Genomic DNA, 15,969 nt, shown 5'->3' with positions numbered 1-15,969 from the left:
CAGATCCTCGTTTCTGGAGAAAGTGGCGGTTCCCTTAGCCGCCAATGCCGCGCAAAACAAGGGGGCGCGGTGATGATTCGCCGCAGCCGTCTGTAGTTTCACGCCGCTGTCACGGAGCGGCCGAAACCGTCGTGCAGGTCGAGACAGCGCTCGAACCAGGCGGTTACCAAGTCACCGTCCGCGAGCAGGCACTGCCGCGAAACGATCCGCGCCCATTGCAGTGCGCCGAAGACGATATAGTCTGAGAAAAGCGGACCGTCTCCGCCGAGGAAGGGCTGGAACTTCAGCATGTGGCGGAGCGGTTCGAGCTTGGCCGAAAAGGTTTCGATATCGGCCTGCCCTGCTTCGGCCACCGCCTCGAGCGGCTTGCCGAAGCGCTGCTCGCGGCTTTGCCGGAAATAGGCCCGGTCGACCGGATCAAGGCGGTCGTGGATATCCATGATGGCAATGCGCCCGATCATCGGGTGCAGCGTCATCTGCGACCAGCCCTCGACGAAGCGGGCGGCCGCCTTGCCGCCCTCGCCGCCGAAGAGCGGCGGGCGTTCGGGATAGGTTGCCTCGAGATGGAGAGCGATATCGAAACTGTCGCTGACGAGCCTGTCGCCATCGCGCAGCAGGGGCACTATCTTCGTTGCGCCCTGCTCAATCCTCGGGATCTGCGTGAAGCCGACGGGGGCCACGTCGAAATCGAGCCCCTTATGCATCAGGGAAAGCTTGGTCTTCCACACATGGGGCGAGAAGGGGCGCGTGCGGTCGGTGCCGCAGAGGGCATAAAGTTTGCGGATCATTCCATCTCCAGATCAGCGATTGTGTCCTCGAGCCAAAGGACATGCAGTAGGCGGCCCATAGGACGTCAACGACGCCGTCCGATCAAATCAGTAAATTTCATGAATTGCATTCCACACGGAAATGCCTGTTCGCTGTAGGCTGCTCCAACAGGGCCAGTCCACGGAGAAGCCGATGCTCGATCATTACCGGATGTTTGCCGATTACAATCGTTGGGCCAACCGCCAGCTCTATGCCGCCGCTTCGGAGTTATCCGATGCGGAATACCGCACGGACAAGGGAGCCTTTTTCGGATCGCTGCATGCCACGCTCAACCATATCCTCGCCGCCGACCGGATCTGGATGAGGCGCTTTTGCGGAGAAGGCGACGCACCAACACGGCTCGACCAGATCCTGCACGATGATCTCGCCGGCCTGGAGGTGGCGCGCCGGATCGAAGACGAGCGCATCATCAGCTATGTCGACGGTCTCGACGAGGCGCGACTTGGCGCGCATTTCACCTACACGCCCATCACCATGCCGGGCGAGATCAGGCAGAAGCTCGGACCGACGCTTGCCCACTTCTTCAACCACCAGACCCACCATCGCGGCCAGGCGCACGCCACCCTCACCGCGCTCGGCCGCCCTTCACTGACGCTGGACCTGGTTTTCTTTCTGCGGACCGACGGCGAGAAGTGGGCGGCCTGAGGTAAAAATCGTCCAGCGCCGGGTCGCGTTCGACCATTCCATCGGACGGAGGCGGTTTCGGGTGCGTGAAAGCCATGCGTAGAGCTGGCGCTGCGCCGCCCATGCCGCAAGGCCGAGCAGGATGCCGCCGGCAATTGCCAGGAGCGAATAGGCGGCGGGCGGCAGCAGCGGCTGCGCCGGCAGAAGCAGGAGCTCCGGCACGAAGCGGTGAAGGATGTAGATATGAAAACCTGCCGCGGACACGGGCAGGATCAGTTGCGTGCCCCATTGCGGCAGACGGATGCGAGGCAGGAACAGGAGCCCCGCGAGCACGGCGATCTGCAGGAGATATTTGATCTTGGTGCCGACCCAGACGCCCTTGTAGATGCCGAAGTAGAGGAAAATCGACGCGCCTGCCACCATCAACGCGAGCCGCTGACGCGGGGTTTCGGCGACCGCCGCACACCAGCCGACAGCTGCAAGATAGAATATCCACGGCAGGGTGAAGATCTGACGATTGCCGATATCCCAGAATTGCGGCAGCACGAGCCGAGCCGCGAGACCGGCGGCAAGGAAAACCATGCCGGTTTCGAAGGGCCGGGCGGCCGCCGAACGCCGGGCGAAAGGTAGGGCAAACAGGGCTGCGAACACCAGCAGCATCTGGCAATAGGCCTCTATGAACCAGTAGAGATAGGGCACCATGCTGTGGCGCTCCGGGTCGGCCAAGCCGAAATTGCCCACGAGGAAGACGGAAGCCCAGGGCACTTCACCCCAGGCAAGCGCGTAGGCCGCGACGATCAGATAATAGGGGACGAGAATGTGGACGAGCGGCCGCAACAGCTGCTTGAGCGAGCCGGAAATAAGCGATCCGCTCTGGAACCGCGCGAAACCGAAACCAACGAGAATGACCATTGCGGCCGCCCCACCCGGGATCGGCCAAAGGGTTTCGTGATGGACCACGACCAGCAAGATCGCCAACGCGCGGATGACCAGATCGATGCCGACCTGCGGGCGTTTGCTCACGCTTCGGTCCATGGCCGCCAGGTCCCGGACCGACATTCGTTCCCATTTTTCCGGCGCTTCGCCGAGGATCTTCTCGAGGCCGAGCGACAATTGCACGAAACGGAGGGAATCGCCGCCCAGCGACAGAAAGCTGTCCCCGGGCCGAACCCTTGCCGGAAAGAAGAGCTGTTCGAACAGGCCCTGTACGTCTTTGCTTTCAGCAACTGCATCCGCCCTGCCCGCGCGATCGCGTAGCGCCTGGTAGTCGATCTTGCCCGACGGCAGGCGCGGCAATGCGGCGACACGCGAGGCTTTGACCTGCAGCAGGGTCAGGCCGCTTGCGGCGACTAGGAGCCGGCGGACGGCCTCCGAGCCGCATTCGCCGACGTAATGGGCATGGATCTCGGCATCGTCGCCGGTGACGGCGGCGGCAATTCCGTGACGTTCGAGCGCGGCTTCCAGGCTGTCATGCCCGATACGAAGGCCAGCAATTTTCGACATGCGCCTGGTTCGACCGATGATGCGGAAAAATCCGTCCGCATCCCGCATGGCGAGGTCGCCGGTCCTGAGTTCGCGAAGGTCGGCGCCGCGCGCGAGATCCTCCCGCGATTGGGCGTAGCCCATCATCACATTTGGACCGCGATAGACAAGCTCGCCCGGCTGATCCACGCCGGAGATCAGCCGGCCTTCTTCATCCTCGATTGCCAGGCTGCCGCCGGGGACCGCGATGCCGATGCGATCCTCCCGGCCGCGAAGATGCTCCGGCGGCATATAGGCCACGCGGGCGGTCGCCTCCGTCTGACCATACATCACGAACAGGGAAGCGTCGCGGGCGGTGAGGTGTTCGTTGTAGAGGCGAATGGTCTCGGACGCCAAACGCCCGCCGGCAACCGTCATGAAGCGCAACGACGCAAAGGCGCGCTCGCGAAAGCCCACCTTCTCCAGGAGTTCGAAGGAATAGGGAACGCCCGAAAAATTGGTACTGACGCTCCCGGCAAGCCCGTCTAGGAAGCTCTCGTCGAGAATGGAGCCGCCCGGCAAATAGACACTGGCGCCAACAGAGAGATGGGCGTTCAGCACGGAAAGCCCATAGGAATAGTGGAGCGGCAGAATAAGGCAGGCTCTGTCCGCCGCCGTGAGACCGAGATATTCGGCTATGGCCTGTGCATTGGAGCAAATATTGCCCGCGGAAAGGCGGACGCTCTTGCCTTGTCCGGTGCTGCCGGATGTCGAAAGGAGGACGGCGAGATCAGGATGGGGCATCACTGGGTCGCCCTCGAGCCGCTCGATACGCCAGCGCCCGTCGAAACGGCGGTAGCGATATTCCGGCCTGAAGACGGCGCAGTCCGTCTCTGCGCCGCAGGGCGTCTGCATGGCGACGGCGTGACCGGCCTCGAGCGCGGCCAGATAACCGACGACCGCATGCTCCGAGAGGTCCGCCTCGACCATGACCAGGCCGCGCCGGCCGCGCCAGAGCCTCGCGAGACGGTCGACGCGCTCGGCCAAATCCCGATACGTGACGACCCGGCCGCCGGGAAACAGGAGCGCCGGCTTCTCGCCCCTGGCCGCCAGTGCCGAAACGCGAAACGGAAAATTCGAAGTATCCCCAGGCCCCAATATCGCCTCCATTCTGGCGAGGCGGCATATTATTGATGACTCTGAGAGTCAAGTATGGTGATGGCGCAGCCGCTGGCGCGGAGTTCCAGCGCCGGCCGAACTCGCCTTGGCGTTGGCAGATGCCGAAAAGGACGGCAGCGACCACATCTACTCTCCGGCGGTCGAAAACGCCCGACCTCCGAACCAGGGCCGTCCATGCGCCGAATAAGCGAACCCGGCTTCGCTGAGCGAAGCCAGGTGCTTGGGAGGATCGGGCGAGCGCGGGCAGAATGCCCGCGCCGCGGCAGTTCAGCGGCTAAGGCCCTGGTAATATTCGCCTTCGCCGCCCGGGATCGCCTTCGGCTGCGGTGCATAGCCGTAGACCGAGCCGGTGGCGGTCCGGTCGATGGTGCCGTTCGCATTGTAACGGACAGTCTCGCCACCCGCCTTGGCCGTGCGTCCGGTGTAGAGCGGGGTCGGGCTGACGCCTTCGTAGTAGCTGCCGCCCGCGAAGGCGGCGGTGGCCCCGCCGAGGACCGCGGTGGCGACGAGGGCGGCGGCAAGAGCAGTTTGGATTGCATTCCTCATGATCAATCACTCCAGATCGGTCGTTCGCTTGAACGATGGTTTTCTCACGGCCACATTGGTCGGACCGGTCAAATCGAACGCGGCGGCCGAGCCGGTAGCGTTCAATCCGATGCCAAGCGGTCGGAAGAGCGGTTAGCCCTTCGTTTTAGATGTGGGGCCTCATCATGAGGTTTGGAAGTATTGATTATCGGAACACGTTGTCCATGATCCGATAACAATCCCCTCTTGAAAATGCCGGCCGCAGGCATATCGGACCCCGCTGAAGCGGAATCTGCGGCCCCTTGCCTTCCTCAAAGAGTCCGGGCAAAAGGCCGGCATGATCCAGATCACCGGCCTTTCCGCCCGCATAGCGGGCCGTCTTCTCATCGACAACGCTTCCGTGACGCTTCCGACGGGCACAAAGGCGGGACTCGTCGGTCGAAACGGCGCCGGTAAGTCGACACTTTTCCGCATCATCACGGGCGAGCTTGCGGCCGAGACCGGCAATGTTTCGTTGCCGAAGAACGCGCGGATCGGTCAGGTGGCGCAGGAAGCGCCGGGCACGGACGAGCCACTGATCGAGATCGTTCTGAAGGCAGACAGGGAGCGCACGGCGCTTCTCGCCGAGGCGGAAACGGCGACGGACGCCCATCGGATCGCCGAGATCCAGACGCGGCTTGCCGATATCGGCGCCCACTCGGCTGAAGCACGCGCGGCGAGCATCCTCTCCGGCCTCGGCTTCGATCACGAGGCACAGAAGCGCCCGGCCTCAGCCTTCTCCGGTGGCTGGCGGATGCGCGTGGCACTCGCGTCCGTGCTCTTTTCCGAGCCGGACCTGCTCCTGCTCGACGAGCCGACCAACTATCTCGACCTCGAAGGCACGCTCTGGCTCGAGGACTACATTCGCCGCTATCCGCACACGGTCATCATCATCAGCCACGACCGCGATCTCCTGAATACGGCGGTCAACGCGATCGTGCACCTCGACCAGAAGAAACTCACCTTCTACCGCGGCTCCTACGACCAGTTCGAACGGCAGAAGGCGGAGGCCAACGAATTGCAGATGAAGGCGCGCGCCAAGAACGAGGCCGCGCGCAAGCACCTGCAGAGCTTCATCGACCGCTTCAGAGCAAAGGCGACGAAGGCACGCCAGGCCCAAAGCCGCATCAAGGCGCTGGAGCGCATGGGCACCGTCGCGGCGGTAATCGAGGAGCATGTGCAGGGTTTCATCTTCCCGGCCCCGGAAAAGCAGGTGGCCTCGCCCATTGTCGCTGTCCAGGGCGGCGCCGTCGGCTACGAGCCCGACAAGCCGGTCCTGAAGAGGCTGAACCTCCGCATCGACGCCGACGACCGCATTGCGCTCCTCGGCTCCAACGGCAACGGCAAGTCCACCTTTGCGAAGTTCATCTCGGGCCGCCTCGCGGCTGACGCCGGCGATGTGCGCGTCGCACCCGGCCTGAAGATCGGTTTCTTCGCCCAGCACCAGCTCGACGATCTCGTCCCGACACAAAGCGCGGTGGAGCACGTGCGCCGTCTTATGCCGGACGCGCCGGAAGCAAAGGTGCGATCACGCGTGGCGCAAATGGGGCTCGCGACGGAAAAGATGGACACGGCCGCCAAAGATCTCTCCGGCGGCGAGAAGGCAAGGCTGCTGATGGGGCTCGCCGCCTTCGATCAGCCGAACCTGCTCATCCTCGACGAGCCGACCAACCACCTGGACATCGACAGCCGCAATGCGCTGATCTCCGCGCTCAACGACTATTCCGGCGCCGTCATTCTGATCTCGCATGACCGGCACCTGATCGAGGCGACCGCCGATCGCCTGTGGCTGGTAAGTGACGGAACGGTTACGAGCTACGATGGCGATCTCGAAGACTACCGAAGCCTTATCGTCGGCGGCCCGAAGGCTCGGGATGACAGGCAGAAGGCGAATGGTGCGGATGAGGCGCTGTCGAAGGCCGACCAGCGCAAGGCCAATGCCGATAAGCGCGCCTCACTGGCGCCGCTTAAGAAAAAGATCAACGAGATCGAGTCCTTGACGGGAAAACTGGAGAAACAGATTCAGGCGCTCGATACCGAACTCGCCGACCCCGCGCTCTACGAAAAGGCGCCGGCCAAAGCCGCCCAAAGGGCGAAGGAACGTGCCGAGGCGGCTGCCAAACTGGCTGAGGCCGAGGAGCAATGGCTCATGCTGTCTGCCGAGTACGAGGAGGCGATGGCGGACTGAGCATGGCTCCGCAAAGTGTCCCTACGGATTTGCCCGGGATCGCCGATCATCAGCCAAGCTCGAAGGTCGTTACCCCATAGATCCGCGCCAGGGGCAGATCCGGCGCCCGCCCCCGATACATGCGCGCGGTCTCGAAGACCGGCTTCAAATTGTAGCGCACGCAAAGCGCCCGCGCCGAGGCATTCGGCTCGGGAATGTCGAGATGGACCCGCGCACCTTTGACGCCGGCGGCGAGCTTTCGAAAGATCAGATCGGCACCGGTCTCGCTGTCGGCGAAAAGCGGGCCGATCTTGAAGCCATCGCGGCAGGCGCGGATCGCGCCGTAGCCGACAATGATGCCATCGCGCAGCAGCACGATGCTGCGGCGCGTTTGTAACTGTTTGGTCCATTCGTGTAGAAACGCATCGCGCCGGGCCGGGTTGAAGCGGCTGTCATAGTCGATCAGCGCCGCAGCATGAACCGGCGCGGCATCGACGAGGTCGGTACCAGGCGGCTCGATGACATTGGCCGTCCCGCCATAGCGGATATTCGCATGCGCCCATGAGAATCCGGATCTTCGGTAGTTTTCCTGCTGGGCGACGACTCCGTCGAGACCGATCGTCCGGCCCTCGGCGCTTTCGATCACGTGTCTCCACAGTTGAAGGCCGATGTCCCTGCCCCGAAAGGCCGGCTCGGCGATATAGAGGCCGAGAAAGGCATGCTGATTGCCATAACGCACGACGGAGATGGCCGCCGCCAGCGCATCGTCCTGCGTGGCAACCCAATAGCCCTGCGGATCGGCGGCCCAGAATGCGTTGGCATCTTCAAGTCCGGGGTTCCAACCTTCCCTTGCGGCCCACTCGATGATCGTATCGAGTTCGGCGCGCGTCGCGTGGCGGATGGTCGGCATGGCAACTCCTTGACGTCTGGCTCAAGCTCGGATCGCGGACTTGGCGTCTAACTTTCCTGTTGGCATTTTGTGCCCAGACTGGCAGCTTTGATCCGTAGTGCGAAGCCCGCTTGCCCGCTCTCCCCAATCTGCTACAACAGCGGCAATAAGTCATACTAATCAGGGCGAAACATCATGTCCCCCATCAAGATTGCCATAGTCGGCGTCGGCAAGATCGTGCGCGATCAGCACCTGCCGGCGCTCCAGAAGAACGCCGATTACCAGTTGATCGCGGCTGCGAGCCGCCATGGAACCGTGGACGGCATCGACAACTTCAAGTCGATCGAGGCAATGCTGGAAGCAGTGCCTGCGATCGAGGCGGTGTCGCTCTGCATGCCGCCGCAATATCGCTACGAAGCAGCTCATACCGCCCTTGCGGCCGGCAAGCATGTCTTCCTCGAAAAGCCGCCGGGCGCCACCTTGAGCGAGGTCGCCGACCTCGAGGCGCGTGCCGCCGAAAAGAACGTTTCCCTATTTGCGAGCTGGCATTCGCGCTATGCACCCGCGGTCGAAGCGGCCAGGGCCTTTCTCGCCTCGACCACGATCCGCAACGTCCGGATCATCTGGAAGGAGGATGTGCGGCACTGGCACCCGAATCAGGCATGGATATGGGCTGCCGGCGGGCTCGGTGTCTTCGACCCGGGCATCAATGCCCTTTCTATCATCACCCATATCCTGCCGCGCCCGATCTTCATAACCTCTGCAACGCTCGAATTCCCGGAGAACCGCGATGCGCCGATCGCCGCTTCGATCACGTTCAGCGACGCCGAGAAGCTCGACGTCGCCGCCGAATTCGATTGGCGGCAGACGGGCAAGCAGAGCTGGGACATCAGCGCGGAAACCGAGGCCGGCGAAATGGTTCTCTCCGAAGGCGGCGCAAAGCTCGCCATCGACGGGAAGATCGTCCACGAGGAGCCCGAGCAGGAATATCCGATGCTCTATCGGCGCTTTGCCGAAATTATCAAAACCGGCAGATCGGATGTCGACCTGGCGCCGCTCCGGCACGTCGCCGATGCCTTCATGCTCGGGCGCCGCAAGTTCGTCGAGACGTTTCACGATTGAGACGTGGCGGCGGAAGTCGTCTCGCTATCGTTCTCGGTCGCCGCTTGTTCACCCCTCCCCAACCCCTCCCCCTTGTGAGGAGGGGTTTGCTGGACGTGATTCACGCCTTCTTCTCCCACCGTCCATCGCGATTCTGCTGCCAATAAGTGAGATTGTGCCCCTCGGCCTTGAGCCGCTTCCACTGGGCACGCGCCGCCTCGAGCTGCGCCTGGTCGTATCCATCGAACATGAAGACGACCCGTTCGTAACCGGCGACCTCCGGTGGCTCGGCCCCGTCGACAAGGAATCGGACTGTGGCGGCGCTTGGATTGCCCCCGTTGGCGACGATCAGGATCGGCTGCTCGGCCGCGAATTCCCCCGCATCGGTGCCGTGCGGCAGGAAGCTGTCCTCGCGATAGACCCAGAGATGCGTATCGAGAGCGTCGCGCCTTTCGACATCGACCGTCTGCACCACCACGCGCCACCCGCGCTCGATGCTCTTGTCGAGCAAAGGCGGCAGGGCGTCCTCGAGTTTCGATTCCGTCAGGTGGTAGAAAAGAATCTCGGTCATGCCGATCTCTCCCGGGCACCCACTCTCTCGCGCAACGATCAGGATTCGTAGTTTGCGCGGACCAGTTCGTCCAGCAGCCGCACACCGAAACCGGAACCCCAGGACTGGTTGATCTCGTCGGTCGGCGAGCCCATGGCCGTGCCGGCGACGTCGAGATGCGCCCAGGGCGTGTCCTTGACGAAGCGTTTGAGGAACTGGGCAGCCGTAACCGAGCCGCCATGACGGCCGCCCGTGTTCTTCATGTCGGCGAACTTGCTGTCGATCATCTTGTCGTATTCCTTGCCGAGCGGCATCCGCCACAGGCGCTCCTGTGTGGTGGTGCCCGCCGCAAGCAATTGCTCGGCCAGACGATCGTCATTGGAGAACAGGCCGGCATAGTGGTTGCTGAGCGCCACCAGGATCGCGCCCGTCAGCGTCGCCAGATCGATCATCGCTTTCGGCTTGAAGCGATCGATGCAATACCAGAGCGCATCGCAGAGGACGAGCCTGCCTTCGGCGTCGGTATTGATCACCTCGATCGTCTGCCCCGACATCGAGGTCACGATGTCGCCCGGGCGCTGCGCACTGCCGTCCGGCATGTTCTCCACGAGCCCGATGATACCGACCGCATTGACGGCCGCCTTGCGCGCCGCCAGCACATGCATGAGACCGGTCACCGCGGCCGCCCCACCCATGTCGCCCTTCATTTCCTCCATGCCGGAGGCCGGCTTGATCGAGATGCCGCCGGTATCGAACACGACGCCCTTTCCGACGAATGCCAGCGGCTTGTCCTTCCCCTTGCCACCCTTCCATTGCATGATGACGAGCCGCGGCGGCCGGGCCGATCCCTGGGCGACGCCGAGCAGCGCACCCATGCCAAGCTTCTTCATCTCCCGCTCGGTGAGAATTTCGACCTCCACGCCGAGCTTTTCCAGCTCCTTCGCACGCGCAGCGAACTCAACCGGACCGAGAATATTGGCCGGTTCGTTAACGAGGTCCCGCGCCAGGAAAACACCCTCGCCGACCGACAGAGCCGTTGCGAAGGCTTTCTTGGCGGCAATCACGGCGCCGGTGACGATCGTGACCTTTACCGGCTTCTGGGGCGTTTTGGCTTCGTCATCGGACTTGCGCGTCTTGTAGCTGTCGAAAGCATAGGCGTTCATTTCCATGCCGAGGGCGAAGTCCGCGGCTGCCTTGCCGGTGATGTCGATGCCCGGAGCATCGAGGAATATCGTCGCCTTCTCGACCTTGCGCAGCTTGGCGGCCGCCGCACCGCCGGCCTTCAACCAATCGTGATCCGTAACATCCGCCGCGCCACCGAGGCCGAGAAGGACGATCCGATCGGCCGGCGAGCCATGCGGGGCGACGATATCGAGGGTCGTGAGCGCCTTGCCTGTGAACTTGCCGATCTTTGCTGCCTTGGCGAGAACGCCTTCAGGATCGGTAACAGTTGCGCCGGCCGCTTCCTTGGCGTTCGCCACCTGTAGAAGAACGGCGACGCCGCCGGCCGGGCGATGGGATTTCATGAAGGTGAATTCGAACTTCATCGGCATTCAGGACTCCGGACACTTCTGATTGGGAGGCGCCCGGTCTGTTACCGGGCAGCTACAGCGGGCGACATTCGCAATATCGGCCACGAGCAAAACCGTGGCGGGTACCCTTCTCGCTTTTGAATCGCTTGGCAAGATGGCCGCACATGTTTACATGCGCTTAACCGCAGTTCTTCGCCATATATTATCCCTGTTGTTCCAGATTCTGGTTTGCAACGCAGGAACGAGAACCGGTCCGGCCGGGCAGCGCCAGTGGCGATTCGCGCGGACGGCAGGGCGGCGGGTGGAATGGCGGGCACACGCATTTCGCACCGCTTGTTGGAAACGATCGCGATGCCTATTTGCGGGCCGTGATCTTTAGCAGGATGTTGACCGGAATCGTCTATGAAGCTGATCGAACGCTACATTTTCCGGCGCGCGGCGATCATGTTCCTCGCAACGCTCCTGCCGCTGCTCGGAATCGTCTGGACCACGCAAGCGCTTGCCAATGTCAATCTCGTGACCGACAGCGGCCAGTCGGTGCTGGCCTTTCTGAAGCTCGCGACGCTGATCCTGCCGTCTGTCGTCCCGATCATCCTGCCCTTCGCGCTCGTGATCGGCGTGACGCAGACGCTGAGTGCGATGAACAGCGATTCGGAGCTGACCGTGCTCAGCGCCGCCGGCAGCTCGCGCATGTCGATCATCCGGCCGGTGCTCTATCTCGCGGCCGGGCTGAGTGTCCTTTCCTTTGCCATCGACAACTTCGTCGAGCCCTATTCGCGCGTCGCCGTCCGCAAGATGATCGCGACCGCGCATGCCGACCTGCTGTCGTCCGTGGTACAGGAGAATTCCTTCCGCAAGATCACGGACGGGCTCTACGTCCAGGTAGGCGCCCGGCGCAGCGGCGGTGTGCTGCACGGCATCTTCGTCGCCGATTCACGCAATCCGAATTTCGAACTCGTCTATTACGCACGCGAGGGCGCGGTGGACGAGAAGAGCTCGGCGCTGGTGATGAAGGATGGCGAGGTTCACCGCAAACTGCCGGAGGGCGGCGTATCGGTGATCAAGTTCGACTCCTACGCCTTCGACCTCACGGACATGACGAAGTCGGCGGGCGAGGCGAACATCCGGCCCAAGGACCGCGACCTATTCTATCTTCTGAAACCGGACCCGGAAGATCCTGCCTTGAAGAGGACCCCGCTTGTCTTCACCGCGGAACTCCACCGGCGCTTCACCGAATGGAGCTACCCCCTTCTTTTCGGCCTGATCGCGCTCGTCATCAGCAGCGATGCCCGCTCCCATCGCGAAGCCCGGGTGCATCCGACGATCAGCGCGGTCGGGGCCGCCCTGATCATCCGCTGGATGACCTTCTATGCGGCCAACAGTGCGGAAGATTCCGTCTGGTTCGTGCCGCTCATGTATCTCGTCCCACTCATGACCGGCGCACTGGCCATCCGCCAGCTCGCAAGCAATCGCCGACTGTACATACCGACATCGTGGCACGACAAGCTCTCCGACCTAATAGCCCGGATCCGGCACTCGCGGGCCGGCGCTGACGCGGGGCAGGCATCATGATTCTCAACACGCTCGGCCGCTATTTCTTCAGGCGTTACGTCGTTACGACGTTCTGGTTCCTGATCGGGATCTTCACGCTGATTTTTATCATCGACTTCAGCGAACTCGCCACCCGCATGTCCAACCTGCCACATTATTCGGTCGCCGGTGCGCTGGTGATGACGACATTCCGCATTCCGATGATTCTGCAGCAGACCATTCCCTTCGTCGCGCTATTTGCTGCGATGGCGGCGCTGATTTCGCTCAACCGGCGTTACGAGCTGGTCGTCACCCGGGCGGCAGGCATTTCCGTGTGGCAGTTCCTGAGGCCATTCGTGCTCGGCTCGTTTCTGTTCGGCGTGCTGGCCGTGATCGCGCTCAACCCGCTTGCCGCCTGGGGCGCTAAGAGAGCCGAGGCGCTGGAGGCCGAATGGGGGTCGTCCCGCGCGGCACAAACGAACTCGATTCCGTGGCTGAGGCAGATCTATGAAGGTACCGACACGATCATCGGCGCCCGGTCCGTCCAGAACGGCGGCACGGAGCTCATAAACGTCACCGTCATCCACTTTGATCCACAGGGAACGATCATTCTCAGGCAGGATGCGAAGTCGGCGAAACTCGAAGACGGTTACTGGCTTCTTAACGGCGTCACCGAAACCGGGAATGGGCAGTTGCCCCGGCGTTTGGAAACAGCACGACTTCGTACCAATCTGAAACCGGAATTCGTACAGGAACGCCTCGCAAAGGCTGATTCCATTCAGTTTTTCGACCTTCCGCGAAAGATTGAGATCGCTCGTTCCTTTGGATTTTCGACGAAAGGCATGGAGACGCAGCTTCACTCGCTTTTGTCCCTGCCGCTGCTTCTCGTTGCGATGACGCTGATCGCCGCATGCGTGTCCCTGAAATTTAGCCGGTTCAACCAATCTCGCGCGGTGATTCTCGGTGGAATCCTCTCAGGCTTCGTGCTTTATGTCGTCACCGTGCTTGTAAAAGCATTCGGGAGCAGCGGTATTGTGCCTCCGTTCGTTGCAGCCTGGTTGCCAGTTGTTGTAGCGATGGCGCTGGGCTCGACGATTCTGTTGCATCAGGAGGATGGCTAGTGGCGGCAGGCAACCGCGAACGTATGGATTTGATGAATGCCGCCCTGCTTGCAGGCGTGGCGCTGTATGCCCTTGCCATCGGAATGAATGCGCCAGCCATGGCGCAGGACACAGGAACGCGGCTCGATTCGCTGCAGCCGAACATCCCCGCCGACGCCAAGATGCTGTTGACGGCCAACGAGCTCGTCTACAATCGCGACGCGGAAACAGTGACCGTGCGCGGCAACGTCCAGATCGAATATGGCGGCTACAAGATGGTCGCCCGCCAAGTCGAATACGACCAGAGGTCCGGCCGCATCGTGGCGACCGGCGATATCCAACTGATCGAGCCGGACGGCAACATCGTCTATGCCGAACGAATGGACGTGACGGACGATTTCGCCAACGGTATCGTCGAGGCGCTCAGGATCGAGACGACGGATCTCACCAGGCTCGCGGCCGAGACCGGCGAGCGGCGCAGCGGCGATCAGTTCATCCTGAACAAGGCCGTCTACACCGCCTGCACGCCCTGCGCGACCAAGCCCGAGCATCGCTCGCTGTGGCATATCAAGGCCGAGCGCGTCATCCAGAACGGCCGCACCCATACGATCCGGCTTGAAAACGCCTATTTCGAGCTCTTCGGCAAGCCGATCGCCTATATTCCGGTGATGGAAATCCCCGACCACACGGTCAAGCGCAAGAGCGGCTTCCTGTTTCCTCATTTCAGCTACACGCAGAAACTCGGCGCCGGCGTCAGCGTGCCCTATTATTGGGCGATCTCGCCCTATATGGATGCCACGGTCACCGCAACGGGCCTGACGCGCCAGGGCTTTTTGCTCGAAGGCGAATTTCGCCAGCAATTCCACAACGGCCTGCACACGCTGAACGTCGCCGGCATAAGCCAGATGAACCGCGACCGATTCACGCCGGGTACCGTCGATGCCCTTGAAACGAACCGCGCAATGGTCGCATCCAGAGGCCGATTCGAGGTCAATCCTCGCTGGACCTTCGGCTGGGACGTCCTCGTGCAGACGGACAACAACTTCGCCAAGACCTACGACCTGTCGACCTTCGACGGCACCACCTATATCAACCAAGCCTATCTGACCGGCCTCGGCAGGCGCAACTATTTCGATCTGCGCGCCTTTTATTTCGACATCCAGGACGCAGACCCGGACAGCCTGGCGGAAAACCAGCAACCGGTCGCGCAGGTCCTCGACTATTCCTACACCGCGCCGGAACCGGTGCTGGGCGGAGAGCTCAATGCCGACGTCAACCTGACAAACGTAAGGCGCAACCGACTGGACGTGGACACTGCCGGGTTCGGCGTCCTGCGCTTTCCCGGCCTTGAAGGCACGTCGCACCGGCTGACAGCGGAAGTCGAATGGAAGCGGACATTCATCGCGCCCGGCGGGCTCGTCCTGACGCCGCTGCTGGCGGCGCGCGGCGACGCCATCGGCGTCAACATGGACGACCCTGCCGGCTATACCGGCGAGTTCACCAACAGTGACGCGCTTACGCGGCGCATGCTGACGGCCGGCCTCGAGGCGCGTTATCCGATGCTCTTTGCGGGCGAGAGCAGCAGCCATATTCTGGAGCCGATCGGGCAGATCTATGTGCGCCCGGACGAACAATACGCGGGCGGCTTGCCGAACGAGGACGCCCAGAGCTTTGTCTTCGACGCCACCAATCTTTTCGAACGCGACAAATACTCGGGCTACGACCGGATCGAGGGCGGAACGCGCGCCAATATCGGCCTGCGCTATACCGGCACCTTCGACAGCGGCTATGGCCTGCGCGCCAGTGCCGGCCAGTCCTTCCACCTTGCCGGCCTCAACTCCTTCGCAACCGACGATCTTGTCAAGGCCGGCTCGGATTCGGGCCTCGAAACCGATCGCTCCGACTATGTCGCGATGCTCGGCGTCGACGCGCCGTCCGGCCTGATGGCGAGCCTTTCCGGCCGACTGGACGAAGAGAGTTTCAACCTGCGCCGCGCGGACGCGACCGTCGGCTATCTCGGCCTGACCTGGCAGGCAGCCCTGACCTATACGCGCATCGAGGCGCAGCCACTCTACGGGTCTTCGTCCGATCAGGACGAAGTGCAGACGGCAGCCGCCTATCGCTTCCACGACTACTGGTCGGTTTTCGGCGCGGTGACCTATGACATCAACCAAGGCGTCATATCGCGCAATGGTTTCGGCATCACCTATGACGATCAGGACACGCTGTTCTCGATCGTCTACAGGCAGGAGCGCGATACGGACAACTCGCTTGCCAACGACTGGTCGATCGGCGCGCGGATCAGCTTCCGCACGCTCGGCGATATCAATGTGGGCGATACCACGGTCGACGAACTCGACTATTTCTGACGTTACGGCGCCGTGCGTCTTTTCGGAGGCGCAACGGTCGATTCTCGTGGCCGGTGCGCCAGGCAGTCTCCGCAG

12 protein-coding genes are annotated in these 15,969 nt (G+C 62.5%); 6 read left to right on the top strand and 6 right to left on the bottom strand.

Annotated features, from left to right (window positions below; translation table 11 throughout):
- Positions 1-98: 98 nt before the first annotated feature.
- Positions 99-788, bottom strand: a complete 690-nt coding sequence (locus tag EKH55_RS03820) for a glutathione S-transferase family protein (protein ID WP_069460616.1) — start codon at positions 786-788, stop codon at positions 99-101.
- 172 nt (positions 789-960) lie between these two features.
- On the opposite strand from EKH55_RS03820, the gene EKH55_RS03815 reads away from it, so the two are divergent.
- Positions 961-1,473: a DinB family protein gene (locus EKH55_RS03815; RefSeq protein WP_069460615.1), complete on the top strand. Its 513-nt coding sequence runs from the start codon at positions 961-963 to the stop codon at positions 1,471-1,473.
- On the opposite strand, the gene EKH55_RS03810 is transcribed toward EKH55_RS03815, so the two are convergent.
- Positions 1,414-4,083 carry an AMP-binding protein gene (locus EKH55_RS03810; RefSeq protein ID WP_151610997.1) on the bottom strand — a complete coding sequence of 890 codons (2,670 nt, stop codon included), beginning with the start codon at positions 4,081-4,083 and terminating at the stop codon, positions 1,414-1,416. The genes EKH55_RS03815 and EKH55_RS03810 overlap by 60 nt on opposite strands.
- A 276-nt stretch (positions 4,084-4,359) precedes the next feature.
- On the bottom strand, positions 4,360-4,638 hold the full coding sequence (locus EKH55_RS03805) for a hypothetical protein (RefSeq protein WP_192803742.1): 279 nt from the start codon (positions 4,636-4,638) through the stop codon (positions 4,360-4,362).
- 316 nt (positions 4,639-4,954) lie between these two features.
- Here EKH55_RS03805 and EKH55_RS03800 point away from each other — a divergent pair, with 316 nt between their 5' ends.
- Positions 4,955-6,844 carry an ABC-F family ATP-binding cassette domain-containing protein gene (locus EKH55_RS03800; RefSeq protein ID WP_069460613.1) on the top strand — a complete coding sequence of 630 codons (1,890 nt, stop codon included), beginning with the start codon at positions 4,955-4,957 and terminating at the stop codon, positions 6,842-6,844.
- A gap of 49 nt (positions 6,845-6,893) precedes the next feature.
- Here the strand turns inward: EKH55_RS03800 and EKH55_RS03795 are convergent, their stop codons facing one another.
- Positions 6,894-7,733 (bottom strand): GNAT family N-acetyltransferase, encoded by an 840-nt coding sequence (locus tag EKH55_RS03795; protein WP_151610995.1) that lies wholly within the window; start codon positions 7,731-7,733, stop codon positions 6,894-6,896.
- A 174-nt stretch (positions 7,734-7,907) separates the two neighbouring features.
- On the opposite strand from EKH55_RS03795, the gene EKH55_RS03790 reads away from it, so the two are divergent.
- A complete protein-coding gene (locus EKH55_RS03790; RefSeq protein WP_151610994.1) occupies positions 7,908-8,834 on the top strand; it encodes a Gfo/Idh/MocA family protein in 927 nt (308 codons plus the stop codon).
- Between the two features lie 100 nt (positions 8,835-8,934).
- Here the strand turns inward: EKH55_RS03790 and EKH55_RS03785 are convergent, their stop codons facing one another.
- Positions 8,935-9,384, bottom strand: coding sequence for a DNA polymerase III subunit chi (locus EKH55_RS03785; protein ID WP_069460610.1), 450 nt, complete (start codon positions 9,382-9,384; stop codon positions 8,935-8,937).
- Positions 9,385-9,422: 38 nt separating this feature from the next.
- Positions 9,423-10,916, bottom strand: a complete 1,494-nt coding sequence (locus tag EKH55_RS03780; RefSeq protein ID WP_069460609.1) for a leucyl aminopeptidase — start codon at positions 10,914-10,916, stop codon at positions 9,423-9,425.
- Between the two features lie 381 nt (positions 10,917-11,297).
- On the opposite strand from EKH55_RS03780, the gene lptF reads away from it, so the two are divergent.
- Genes lptF through EKH55_RS03760 form a run of 3 tightly spaced genes read left to right on the top strand, consistent with a single transcriptional unit; the run spans position 11,298 to position 15,894 of the window.
- Positions 11,298-12,467: an LPS export ABC transporter permease LptF gene (gene lptF, locus EKH55_RS03770; RefSeq protein WP_151610993.1), complete on the top strand. Its 1,170-nt coding sequence runs from the start codon at positions 11,298-11,300 to the stop codon at positions 12,465-12,467.
- Positions 12,464-13,546: an LPS export ABC transporter permease LptG gene (gene lptG / locus EKH55_RS03765; protein WP_069460607.1), complete on the top strand. Its 1,083-nt coding sequence runs from the start codon at positions 12,464-12,466 to the stop codon at positions 13,544-13,546. The genes lptF and lptG overlap by 4 nt, the downstream gene beginning before the upstream one ends.
- Complete coding sequence (locus EKH55_RS03760) at positions 13,546-15,894, top strand: LPS-assembly protein LptD (RefSeq protein ID WP_151610992.1); 2,349 nt, start codon at positions 13,546-13,548, stop codon at positions 15,892-15,894. The genes lptG and EKH55_RS03760 overlap by 1 nt, the downstream gene beginning before the upstream one ends.
- Positions 15,895-15,969 lie beyond the last annotated feature (75 nt).

Source organism: Sinorhizobium alkalisoli (assembly GCF_008932245.1).
In the GTDB taxonomy this organism is placed as follows: domain Bacteria; phylum Pseudomonadota; class Alphaproteobacteria; order Rhizobiales; family Rhizobiaceae; genus Sinorhizobium; species Sinorhizobium alkalisoli.
Note: the sequence above shows the minus strand (reverse complement) of the source record. Positions and strands in the feature narration are given on the sequence as shown.

Excerpts from the sequence above, each read along its gene's own strand:
- EKH55_RS03820 (WP_069460616.1), bottom strand. The coding sequence starts at position 788 with ATGATCCGCAAACTTTATGCCCTCTGCGGCACCGACCGCACGCGCCCC.
- EKH55_RS03815 (WP_069460615.1), top strand. The coding sequence starts at position 961 with ATGCTCGATCATTACCGGATGTTTGCCGATTACAATCGTTGGGCCAAC.
- EKH55_RS03810 (WP_151610997.1), bottom strand. The coding sequence starts at position 4,083 with ATGGAGGCGATATTGGGGCCTGGGGATACTTCGAATTTTCCGTTTCGC.
- EKH55_RS03805 (WP_192803742.1), bottom strand. The coding sequence starts at position 4,638 with ATGAGGAATGCAATCCAAACTGCTCTTGCCGCCGCCCTCGTCGCCACC.
- EKH55_RS03800 (WP_069460613.1), top strand. The coding sequence starts at position 4,955 with ATGATCCAGATCACCGGCCTTTCCGCCCGCATAGCGGGCCGTCTTCTC.
- EKH55_RS03795 (WP_151610995.1), bottom strand. The coding sequence starts at position 7,733 with ATGCCGACCATCCGCCACGCGACGCGCGCCGAACTCGATACGATCATC.
- EKH55_RS03790 (WP_151610994.1), top strand. The coding sequence starts at position 7,908 with ATGTCCCCCATCAAGATTGCCATAGTCGGCGTCGGCAAGATCGTGCGC.
- EKH55_RS03785 (WP_069460610.1), bottom strand. The coding sequence starts at position 9,384 with ATGACCGAGATTCTTTTCTACCACCTGACGGAATCGAAACTCGAGGAC.
- EKH55_RS03780 (WP_069460609.1), bottom strand. The coding sequence starts at position 10,916 with ATGCCGATGAAGTTCGAATTCACCTTCATGAAATCCCATCGCCCGGCC.
- lptF (WP_151610993.1), top strand. The coding sequence starts at position 11,298 with ATGAAGCTGATCGAACGCTACATTTTCCGGCGCGCGGCGATCATGTTC.
- lptG (WP_069460607.1), top strand. The coding sequence starts at position 12,464 with ATGATTCTCAACACGCTCGGCCGCTATTTCTTCAGGCGTTACGTCGTT.